We start from the raw sequence: 10212 nt of genomic DNA, 5'->3' as shown, positions 1-10212 counted from the left end.
TTGGCCATCGCCGCGCCGAAGCGGATCATCGCCGTCGCACTGCTGGTCATGGTCGGCACCGCGATCTTCGGCATCCCCGTCACCAAGAGCCTCGCTGCCGGCGGGTTCCAGGACCCGACGTCGCAGTCGTGGCAGGCCTCCCAGACGCTGGCCAACAAGTTCGGCCAGGGCGACCTGAATATGATCATCGCCGTCACGTCCGCCGCGGGTGTGCAAAGCGATACCGAGCGGGCCGTCGGCACCGATCTGGTCGCCCAGCTGAAGCACTATTCTTTCGTCGCGGACGTGCAATCAGCCTGGGCAGCGCCGCCGGCCGCGGCGCCGGCACTGATCAGCAAGGACGGGAAGACCGGCCTCATCGTCGTCGGCATCAACGGCAGTGAGAGCGCCGTCCAACAGCACGCCAAGGAGTTGAGCGGCCTCCTGCACGACCGTGACGGCGTCACGGTCAAGGCCGGCGGTGAGGCGATGACCTACCTGCAGGTCAACAGCCAAAGCGAAAAAGACCTGCTGCTCATGGAAGCCATCGCGATCCCGCTGAGCTTCCTGGTGCTGGTCTGGGTGTTCGGCGGCCTGTTGGCCGCGGCGCTGCCGGTCGCGGTCGGCGGCTTGGCGATCCTCGGGTCGATGGCGGTGCTGCATGCGATCACATTTGCCACCGCCGTGTCGATCTTCGCGCTAAACCTCAGCGTCGCGATGGGGCTGGCGCTGGCCATCGACTACACGCTGTTGATTATCAGCCGGTACCGCGACGAATTGGCCGACGGCGCCGAACGCGACGAGGCTCTGGTGCGCACGATGGCCACGGCCGGCCGCACTGTTCTGTTCTCGGCGATGACCGTCGCGTTGTCGATGGTCGCGATGGTCTTATTCCCGATGTACTTCCTGAAATCCTTTGCGTACGCGGGTGTCGCGGTTGTCGCCTTCGCAGCCGTTGCCGCGGTGGTTGTGACGCCGGCTGCGCTGGTGCTGCTCGGCGATCGGCTGGACTCACTGGACGTGCGCCGGCTCGCCCGTCGGCTGCTCGGCCGGCCCGAGCCCGTGGGGCGCCCCACCCAGGAGACGTTCTGGTACCGCTCGACGAAATTCGTGACCCGCCGGGCGATTGCGGTGGGTTTGGCGATCATCGTGGTGCTGCTTGTCCTCGGGGCACCCTTCCTCGGCATCAAGGGGGGCTTCCCCGATGACCGGGTGCTCCCGCCGTCGCACTCGGTGCGACAGGTCGGCGACCAGCTGCGCACCGACTTTGCCGTCGACTCCACGACCAACGTGACCGTGGTGATTCCGGACACGACCGGTGTGACGCCGAACGACTTGGCAGGCTATGCCGCACAGCTCTCGAAGGTTCCCGACGTATCGTCGGTGTCGTCGCCGGCCGGCGCGTTCGTCAACGGGGCTCTCGTCGGACCACCCTCTGCCGCAACGGGCTTCAAGGACGACAGCGCATTCCTGACGATCGGGACCACCACGCGGCTGTTCACCCAAGCGTCGGAAACTCAGCTCGATCGGCTACACGCGGTGCCGACTCCCGGCGGTCGGGGGGTCCAGTTCACCGGTACCGCGGAGACGAACCGTGACAGTTCGCAAGGGGTCAATTCGCGGCTGCCGCTAGTGCTTTCCGTGATCGCCGCGATCACCTTCGTGCTGCTGTTCTTGTTGACCGGTAGCGTCGTTTTGCCGCTGAAGGCGTTGCTGCTCAACGTGTTATCGCTGACGGCCGCATTCGGTGCGGTCGTGTGGATCTTCCAGGACGGTCATCTCGGCGGGTTTGGCACCACGCCCACCGGTGCCCTGGTGGCCAACATGCCTGTGCTGTTGTTCTGCATCGCGTTCGGGCTGTCGATGGACTACGAGGTCTTCGTGGTGTCGCGGATCCGGGAGTACTGGTTGGCGTCCAAACGCACGAGCGCAGACAACGACGAGGCAGTCGCACTGGGTCTGTCCCGCACCGGTCGGGTGGTGACGGCCGCAGCAATGCTGATGTCGATTTCGTTCGCGGCGCTTATCACCGCACAGGTCGCGTTCATGCGCATGTTCGGCGTCGGGCTGACGCTGGCGGTCCTGGTCGACGCGACGCTGGTCCGCATGGTGCTGTTGCCGGCATTCATGCACATCGTGGGCCCGGCGATCTGGTGGGCGCCGAAACCGCTGGCACGACTGCACAAGCGCATCGGCATCAGCGAGGCACATGATCTGCCGGTCCGCGGCCGCAACACGGATTCAACCGCCACCACGGAGACCGGTCAACATGTCGACTCCCGTTCGTGATCCGGGCCGCCGCAGGCGAGCGCCGCGTGGCCTGGGCGATCAACTGCGTGAGGACATCCTCGACGCGACAACCGAATTGCTGTTGGAAACCGGACAGGCCAAAGCGGTATCGATCCGATCGGTGGCCCAGCGGGTCGGCGTGACGCCGCCGTCCATCTATCTGCACTTCGTGGACAAGGACGCGCTGCTCGACGCCGTTTGCGCTCGATACTTCGAGAAGCTCGACGAGGAGATGCAGCGGGCGGCCGATGGGCAGACCACGACGCTCGATGTGTTCCGCGCACAGGGGCTTGCCTATGTGCGGTTCGCCGTGCAGACCCCGGAGCTGTACCGCATCGCGACGATGGGGGAGGGCACACCCGGCAGTGACGTCGACCTGACGCTGACCAGTTCGGCGTTCCAGCACATGCGCGTCAGCGTGCAGGCCTTGATGGACGAGGGCATCTTCGTTCGTGAGGATCCCACCAAAGTCGCCCTGGCAATGTGGACCGCCGCACACGGCGTCGCGGCGCTGCTGATCGCGAAGCCCTACTTGCCGTGGGGGGACGTGGAGGAGTTCACCGACCGGGTGTTGCGGGCGGTTTGCGCCGGGCAGATCGTCAACGGGCTGGTTGGGCAGGATGCACGCCCGGAGGACGTCATCGACTGGCTGTTCACTCGTGGGGCTCAACAAGATGAGTAACCAAGCCGCTCGTTCTTAGCCGAGCAGCTCGTCAAGACGCTCGAGCAGGCCGGGCAGTGCGCGTGCGGCGGTATCGCGCACTGTGACAGTGGCGCTGTCGGACAATGGCGTCTCATCCGGATTGACCTCGATCACCGGGATGCCCTGCACCAGCGCCGCCGACGGTAGGCCGGCCGCGGGGTACACGATCCCCGACGTCCCGACAACGATCAGCACGTCGGCCAGCGCAACCGCCTCGACCGCGCGTTCCCATGGCTCGTCGGGCAGCGCCTCCCCGAACCAGACCACGCCGGGCCTGATGTTGCCGCCGCACGAACACACCGGCGGTGCAACGGTTCCGACCGGCTCGGGCATGTCGGCGAGCTCGCCGTGGTAGGCGAGACCACAACTGGAACAACGAAATTCGAAAATGCTGCCGTGCAGGTGCGCCACCCATTCGCTACCGGCGCGCTCGTGCAGGTTGTCGATGTTCTGGGTCACCACCCGCACATCGGCGTGCCGCTGCCAGTCAGCGACGGCCCGGTGGCCCGCGTTCGGTTCGACGGAGTTGACGAGGTGATGGCGCCACAGATACCACGCCCACACGACGTCGGGCTGGCGAAGCCAGCCCTGCGGGCTGGCCAGCTCTTCCGGGTCGAACTTCTCCCACAGGCCGGTGCTGGCGTCGCGGAACGTCTCCACCCCGCTCTCGGCCGACATCCCCGCACCGCTGAGCACTGTCACGCGCACAGTGAACAAAATAGCCGCCTGGGCGATAATCAAACACGTGTCTGAGTTGGGGGACTGGGTGCTGGTGGACGCGCGGGCGGCAAAACCCCTGTTTGATCAGCTCAGGACGCAGATCATCGACGGTGTGCGCAGCGGCAGGCTGCCCGCGGGAGCGCGACTCCCCACGGTCCGCGACCTGGCGCGCGAGCTGGGCCTCGCGGTCAACACCGTGGCCCGGGCCTATCGTGAACTCGAGGCCGCCGGAATCGTCGAAACGCGCGGCCGTTTCGGCACTTTCGTCGCCCGGGTCGACCCCGCCGACGCGGCGATGGCGGCGGCCGCCCGCACCTACGCCGATGCGGCACGGGCACTGGGCATCGGCAAGAGCGATGCATTGCGCTACGTCGACGCGGCGTTCCGTTGAGCGCCGTTACCCGAACTCCAGCAGGGTCAGTGCGGGGCGCACCGGATCGAACACCGGCAGCCGCTGGACGCTCCACAGCACCGCGTTGAAAAGACGGCCGCGTCCGCGGGGCATCGGCAGGTCGTGCACCGCGCGAATGCCCGGCACCGTGTTGACCAGATCGGCGATCTCGGACACCGACATGCTGAATGGCATCGGCGGCACCGTGTAGCGCAGCGAGGTGCGCAGGCCGCGGCTCACCAACGTGGCGAACCACCCCGGCGGCAGGTCGAACATCATCTGACCGCCGGGAAACCGTCGCGCGCACTCGGCAATCAGGCCCAGCGACTGTGCGCGCTGCAGGTACATCAGCACACCCTCGGCGGTGATGAACACGCCGTGGTCCGGGTTGACGCGGTCCATCCAGCTGAAGTCCAGCGCCGACTGTGCGCACACCGACACTCGCGGCGATTCCGGCAACAGCCGTCGGCGCAGCTCGATGATCGGGAGCAGATCGACTGTCAGCCAACGGAATTCGTCGCCAAGTTCGCCGGACGCGTCGAGACGGTAGTAGCTGGTCTGCAAGCCTTCGGCCAGCGCGACGACGGTGGCCTTCGGATGCGCGGCCAGGTATCGCCTGGTGTTGTTGTCAAACGCCAGCGCCCGCAACGCGATGCCCTGATGCTTCCCGGGCCCGAACTTGGCGTAGTCATAGTCGATGGACTCGACGAGGCTGATCGCCATCGGGTCGTCGATGATCCGATCGGGTTGCCGGGCTTCCCGGGCGCGCGCGTTGAGCGTCAGCAGCGCCGTCTCGGACACCCCGGTCAGCGTCGTCGTCATTGCCGCGACTTTACCGGCAGCTCAGCGCAACACTTTCGCGATCGTGCGCAGATTACGGGTGGTGGTGGACGCCTTGTAGCGCTTCTGGCCCTGGGTTTTGCCGATGGTGCTGTCCAGCGTCTTGCCCTTGGCCACCTGCCAATAGATCACGCCGTCGCCACGGGCAATCTTCTCGCCGGGCCCCGGTTTGTTGCCGAGCTCGGCAAGCTCGTCGAGCACCGCCTTGTCGGAGACGAAAGTGATGTAGGACTGCTGATCGGCGACCTCCGACTGGAACGGATAGGCGTCGTGGAGCTTGCGCACCGTGTCGATGTCGTACACCAACACCCACGCTTCGTAGCCGAAAGTCTTGCGCAGCGCGGCCTCGGCCGTCTTGCGAACCGTCGCCGCGCTGGCCTGCGATTCGAGCAGCACGTTGCCGCTGGCCAAGATCGTTCGCACGTTGTCGAAGCCGGCGTCCTTCAGGGCGGCGGCCACCTCGGGCATCTTCAGGTTGACGCCGCCGACGTTGACGCCGCGCAGGAAGGCTGCATACCTCGTCATATTCCGAGGTTATGTCGCGGCGACGCGGTCGAATTGTGAAAACGCGCCAAGGTGCCACGTACGCTCGGCTATATGGCGACCCAGGCATTCGACGACAAGCTGCTGGCACTGATCAGCAGCCAGAAGCTCGGGGTGCTCGCCACGATCAAACGCGACGGCAGGCCACAGTTGTCGAACGTGTCGTACTATTTCGATCCGCGCAACGTGGTGATCCAGGTGTCGATCACCGAGCCGCGAGCCAAAACACGCAACCTGCGTCGTGACCCGCGGGCGTCGATTCTGGTCACTTCCGACGACGGCTGGTCGTACGCGGTAGCCGAAGGTAACGCGATTCTCACGCCGCCCGCCGCGAATCCGCACGACGACACCGTCGAGGCGCTGATTGCCTTGTACCGCAACATCGCCGGTGAGCACCCTGACTGGGACGACTATCGGCGCGCGATGGTCACCGATCGCCGCGTGGTGATGACGTTGCCGATATCGCACGTCTACGGGATGCCACCAGGGATGCGGTAAATTCACGCGACTTGTCCGGCCCAGCGGCGCTACGCTGCGGTCATGCCAGCGGAAGACGAAACGAAGCGCAAGTTCCGGGAGGCGCTGGAGCGCAAGAAGGCGAAGTCGTCCGGCGGTGCCGACCACAAGGACGCCGGCGCCAAGCAGCCGCGCGCACACGGACCCGCCGAGCAGCGCCGCGAGTTCCGCCGCAAGAGCGGCTAGTGTCCTGGTTGGGGCCGACGCACGTGTCGCGACGGCGCCGACGCACAGCAGCGCGCCGACCCTGGCGCTGCGCCTGCCCGGCGCGGCCAAAAAGCCGCCGTCGGACCTCGGCGGGACTGGGGAAGATGGCCATCCAGCGAATCTAACCCGGCGCGCGGGGTGCACATGTCACCGATTTCGGCGGGTGCGGAGCCGATTTCAGCGGCTGCGGCGCCGCTCCTCCACCAGGACCGCGACCAAACAGATCGCCGCCAGCGCCGACACGGCCAGTGCGAAAACGATCCCCGCGGTGCGCAGGCCCCATGCCTCGGCCGCGAGGCCCTCGCCGATCACCGGCAGCGAGATCGCTACGTATGCCACGACGAAGTAGGTGGAGCTGACCTCGGCGCGCCGATCCGGCGGCGTTTGGTCGGACACGGCGGCAAGCCCCCTGCTGAAGCTCATGCCCTGGCCGATCCCCGCGATGACCGCGCCGACGATCAGCACGGGCAGGCTCGAAAAGTGCAGGGCAGCAGCGATTATCGCCATCCCGAGCACGAGCACGCCGCAACCCACGGCCATCGCGCGTTGCGGATCCAGGCGACCGACCAGCAACTGTGTGACCGCCGACGCGGCGAAGATCGAGCACGCCATCGCCCCGGCGACGGCGTGGTTGTCGATGCCGATGACGTCGTGGATGAACGACGGCGCGACCGCGGTGAACAAGCCCAACACCGCGAAACCGGCGAAAGCCGCGGTCGCGGCGAGCACAAACACCGACCGGACCTCCGCGGGCACCGACAGCCGCTGGAAACCGATCCGGCCGGTGCGCGCCGACGTCTCGGGAGCGATCAACACACCAGCCAAAGCCATCAGCACCAAAACGATGTGCACGATGAACGGCAGCTGCAGCGGATGGGGCGCGTACTGCACCAGCAGGCCTGCCAACAACGGTCCGAGACCGAGGCCGCCGACATTGGCCACGGTGGCGACCGCAGCAGCGCGGATTCGCCACGACGGCGGTGCGGCCTCGATTACCGCCGCCGTTGCGGTTCCGGTGTAGATGCCGGCCGACAAGCCCGACAGCAGCCGCCCGACCAGCAGCAGCTCCACGTTGTCTGCGGACAGGAACACGACAGCACTGGCAAGCGCAAAAACTCCGCCCGCAAACAGAATCGGACGTCGCCCGATCGCGTCGGACCAGCGGCCGAATACCAGCAGCGCGGCCAGCACGCCGCCGGCGTAGGTCGCGAACACCACCGTGGTCGTCAGCACCGAAAAGTGCATTTGCCGCGAGTACAGCGCGTACATCGGTGTGGGCAATGTGGTGCCCACCATGATGGCCGCGAACGCGTAGGCCAGCAGCGGGAACGCGACGCGCTCAGCCAGTCGGCGAGTGTTCGGCGGCGCGGTCATTTCCGACTTGTCGAGCACACTGAATGATATCGACGCCGCCTGTGGGCGTTATTCCGCGTTCATTGCTCGGTCATTGCGCGGCGACGGCCTTCTCGGCGCCGAGGCCGGTCAGGGCCCGCACCTCGAACTCGGCGTTCACCTCCGGATCGCCACGGTCGCTGGAGGTCAGGGTGCCGACGACGCCGAGTACGAACGCGAGCGGAATCGACACGATGCCCGGATTGGCCAGCGGGAAATACGCGAAGTCCACGTTTGGGAGCATCGCCGTCTTGGCCCCCGACACTGCCGGGGAGAACACAATCAGCACAACCGTCGAGATCAGGCCGCCGTACATGCTCCACAACGCGCCGCGAGTGTTAAAGCGTTGCCAGTAAAGCGAATACAGAATCGTCGGCAGGTTTGCGGCCGCCGCGACCGCGAACGCGAGGGCGACGAGGAACGCGATGTTCTGCTCGGCGGCAAGGATGCCCAGCGCGATCGCGAGGATGCCGAGAATCACCGCGGTGATACGCGATACCCGGACCTGTTCGTTCTCGGCGACCTGCTCGCCCTTGATCACGCTGGCATAGATGTCGTGCGCGAACGACGTTGACGCGGTGATGGTGAGGCCCGCGACCACCGCGAGGATGGTCGCGAACGCGACCGCGGAGATGATGCCGAGGAGTATCACGCCGCCGAGTTCGAAGGCCAGCAGCGGCGCGGCGGAATTCTGCGCGCCGGGCGCCTTGAGAATGCGGTCGGGTCCGACGACCGCCGCAGCGCCGTACCCGAGCGCGAGCGTGAACAGGTAGAACGCGCCGATCAGACCGATCGCCCACACCACCGAGCGGCGCGCCTCCTTCGCGGACGGCACGGTGTAGAAGCGCATCAACACGTGCGGCAGGCCCGCGGTGCCGAGCACCAGTGCAAGCCCCAGCGACAGGAAGTTGATCTTCGACGTCATCGACCCGCCGTACTGTGCGCCTGGGGCCAGCACATTGCGACTGGCGACACCCTTGGTCGTCGCGTGCGATATCGCCGACTGTGCCGAGCCGAGGATGTCAGAGAAGTTGAAGCCGAACTTTCCGAGCACCATGATCGTCATCAGGGCCGCGCCACCGATGAGCAAGACGGCCTTGATGATCTGCACCCACGTCGTGCCCTTCATCCCGCCGACAAGCACGTAGGTGATCATCAGCACGCCGACGACGGCGATGACGACGCCCTGGCCGATCCGGCCGTGCACGTTCAGCAACAAGGCGACCAGACCGCCGGCGCCGGCCATCTGCGCGAGAAGATAAAACAGCGACACCGCCAGTGTGGTGGTGGCCGCGGCCAGCCGCACCGGTCGCTGCTTGAGCCGGAAGCTCAGCACATCGGCCATCGTGAATTTACCGGTGTTGCGCAGCAGTTCCGCGACGAGCAACAACGCGACCAGCCACGCGACCAGGAAGCCGATGGAATACAGGAAACCGTCGTATCCGTAGACCGCGATCGCGCCGGCGATGCCGAGGAAGCTGGCCGCCGACAGGTAGTCACCGGAGATCGCGATGCCGTTCTGCGGTCCGTTGAAGGCCCGGCCGGCGGTGAAAAATTCTGTCGCCGTGGCGTTCCGCTTGCTGGCGCGCACGACGATGTAAAGCGTGACCGCGACAAAGAGCGCGAAGATGCCGATGTTGGTGGCGGGGTCGCCGACCGCGGTGCCGGCGGCGAGGACGTTCATGCCGGCTCGCTTTCCAGCTCGGACCGGATCGCGGCGGCCCGCGGGTCGATCTCACGATTGGCGAAGCGCACGTAGATGGCGGCGATGACGAAAGTCGTCAGGAACTGGCCGAGCCCGATGAGCAGGCCCACATTGATGTTTCCCCATACCTTGATGGCCATGAAGTCGTGGGCGAATGCGCCCAGCACCACGTAGGTGGTGTACCACAACAGAAAGAACGCCGTCATCGGGAACACGAAGCGGCGCAGCTTGCTGCGCAGCTCTTGGAACTCGGGACTGGCTTGGACTTCGAGGTACTGCTGACCGCTTGGCATTCGCGACTCCTGAACCGAAAGGTGCCTGTGACCGACCTGTCAGACGTTGATCTTGCAGCTTTTACACTGACCGCGTGGCGAAATTGCATCTTGTTGGCGATCCGGCAGCCGACGCTTTACTTGACGCCAACCCGCTGGCCTTGCTGATCGGCATGCTGCTCGACCAACAAGTGCCGATGGCGTCTATGAAGATCCGACCGCTGAGCGTCGTCAGATATCAGCCAGTAGTCAGGCAGGTGGCGTGATGACGACATCAGACGAACTGATTGCTCTCGAAAGGCGTGGATGGGAGGTTCTCGCGACCAGCGGTGAAGCCGCTGCAAACTTCTACCGGGAGGTCCTCGACGATGAGATCGCGATGGTATTTCCGGGCGGCGTCACAATTTTCGACCGCGATGGCGTCATTGCGTCCATGGGCGGCGAGCCATGGTCGTCATTTGACCTGGAAGACATGCATGTGCTTATGCCCGTGTCCGACGTTGGCATCGTCACCTACCGCTCGACGTCCCAGCGGGCAAATCAGCCGTCGTACGTCGCCCTCGTCACCAGCCTGTACACGCGGCGCGGCGACACCTGGAAGCTGACGCTGCACCAGCAGACCCCCGTATAGCAGGACGAAAACGGCATTCGCGCC

Annotated in this window: 12 protein-coding genes and 1 pseudogene; 7 read left to right on the top strand and 6 right to left on the bottom strand. The window is 65.8% G+C overall.

Translation table 11 applies throughout. The annotated features are described in order from the left end of the window. The coding region (locus tag VE759_RS02060; protein WP_324927757.1) for an MMPL family transporter at positions 1-2268 on the top strand (2268 nt) is incomplete at its 5' end. After that, positions 2249-2950, top strand: coding sequence for a TetR/AcrR family transcriptional regulator (locus tag VE759_RS02055; RefSeq protein ID WP_324927754.1), 702 nt, complete (start codon positions 2249-2251; stop codon positions 2948-2950). The genes VE759_RS02060 and VE759_RS02055, both read left to right, overlap by 20 nt. A gap of 15 nt (positions 2951-2965) precedes the next feature. On the opposite strand, the gene VE759_RS02050 is transcribed toward VE759_RS02055, so the two are convergent. After that, complete coding sequence (locus VE759_RS02050) at positions 2966-3679, bottom strand: NAD-dependent deacylase (RefSeq protein ID WP_324927752.1); 714 nt, start codon at positions 3677-3679, stop codon at positions 2966-2968. A gap of 37 nt (positions 3680-3716) precedes the next feature. On the opposite strand from VE759_RS02050, the gene VE759_RS02045 reads away from it, so the two are divergent. Beyond that, positions 3717-4082 (top strand): GntR family transcriptional regulator, encoded by a 366-nt coding sequence (locus tag VE759_RS02045; RefSeq protein ID WP_324927750.1) that lies wholly within the window; start codon positions 3717-3719, stop codon positions 4080-4082. Between the two features lie 6 nt (positions 4083-4088). Here VE759_RS02045 and VE759_RS02040 read toward each other — a convergent pair whose 3' ends face one another. Both VE759_RS02040 and VE759_RS02035 read right to left on the bottom strand, forming a co-directional pair. Continuing rightward, on the bottom strand, positions 4089-4904 hold the full coding sequence (locus tag VE759_RS02040; RefSeq protein ID WP_324927748.1) for a class I SAM-dependent methyltransferase: 816 nt from the start codon (positions 4902-4904) through the stop codon (positions 4089-4091). Between the two features lie 21 nt (positions 4905-4925). Then, complete coding sequence (locus tag VE759_RS02035; protein WP_324927746.1) at positions 4926-5447, bottom strand: DUF1697 domain-containing protein; 522 nt, start codon at positions 5445-5447, stop codon at positions 4926-4928. A 72-nt stretch (positions 5448-5519) separates the two neighbouring features. Here VE759_RS02035 and VE759_RS02030 point away from each other — a divergent pair, with 72 nt between their 5' ends. Together VE759_RS02030 and VE759_RS02025 are read left to right on the top strand one after the other, a co-directional pair. Beyond that, the gene (locus tag VE759_RS02030) at positions 5520-5963 is read left to right on the top strand and encodes a PPOX class F420-dependent oxidoreductase (protein WP_324927745.1); all 444 of its coding nucleotides are present in this window, start codon (positions 5520-5522) and stop codon (positions 5961-5963) included. A gap of 42 nt (positions 5964-6005) precedes the next feature. Beyond that, the gene (locus tag VE759_RS02025) at positions 6006-6167 is read left to right on the top strand and encodes a DUF5302 domain-containing protein (protein WP_324927743.1); all 162 of its coding nucleotides are present in this window, start codon (positions 6006-6008) and stop codon (positions 6165-6167) included. Between the two features lie 198 nt (positions 6168-6365). On the opposite strand, the gene VE759_RS02020 is transcribed toward VE759_RS02025, so the two are convergent. The 3 genes from VE759_RS02020 to VE759_RS02010 all read right to left on the bottom strand — a co-directional run bounded on the left by VE759_RS02020 (position 6366) and on the right by VE759_RS02010 (position 9578). Next, complete coding sequence (locus VE759_RS02020) at positions 6366-7562, bottom strand: MFS transporter (protein ID WP_324927741.1); 1197 nt, start codon at positions 7560-7562, stop codon at positions 6366-6368. 70 nt (positions 7563-7632) lie between these two features. Beyond that, positions 7633-9264 (bottom strand): cation acetate symporter, encoded by a 1632-nt coding sequence (locus VE759_RS02015; protein WP_324927739.1) that lies wholly within the window; start codon positions 9262-9264, stop codon positions 7633-7635. After that, positions 9261-9578, bottom strand: a complete 318-nt coding sequence (locus tag VE759_RS02010) for a DUF485 domain-containing protein (protein ID WP_324927737.1) — start codon at positions 9576-9578, stop codon at positions 9261-9263. The genes VE759_RS02015 and VE759_RS02010 overlap by 4 nt, the downstream gene beginning before the upstream one ends. Before the next feature lie 74 nt (positions 9579-9652). Between VE759_RS02010 and VE759_RS02005 the strand changes: the two are divergent. After that, a pseudogene (locus tag VE759_RS02005) lies at positions 9653-9778 on the top strand (hypothetical protein); the annotation flags it as partial. Positions 9779-9822: 44 nt separating this feature from the next. After that, positions 9823-10188 carry a nuclear transport factor 2 family protein gene (locus VE759_RS02000; RefSeq protein WP_324927735.1) on the top strand — a complete coding sequence of 122 codons (366 nt, stop codon included), beginning with the start codon at positions 9823-9825 and terminating at the stop codon, positions 10186-10188. Positions 10189-10212: the final 24 nt, after the last annotated feature.

This window comes from Mycobacterium sp., assembly GCF_035640695.1.
Lineage (GTDB): Bacteria > Actinomycetota > Actinomycetes > Mycobacteriales > Mycobacteriaceae > Mycobacterium.
Note: the sequence above shows the minus strand (reverse complement) of the source record. Positions and strands in the feature narration are given on the sequence as shown.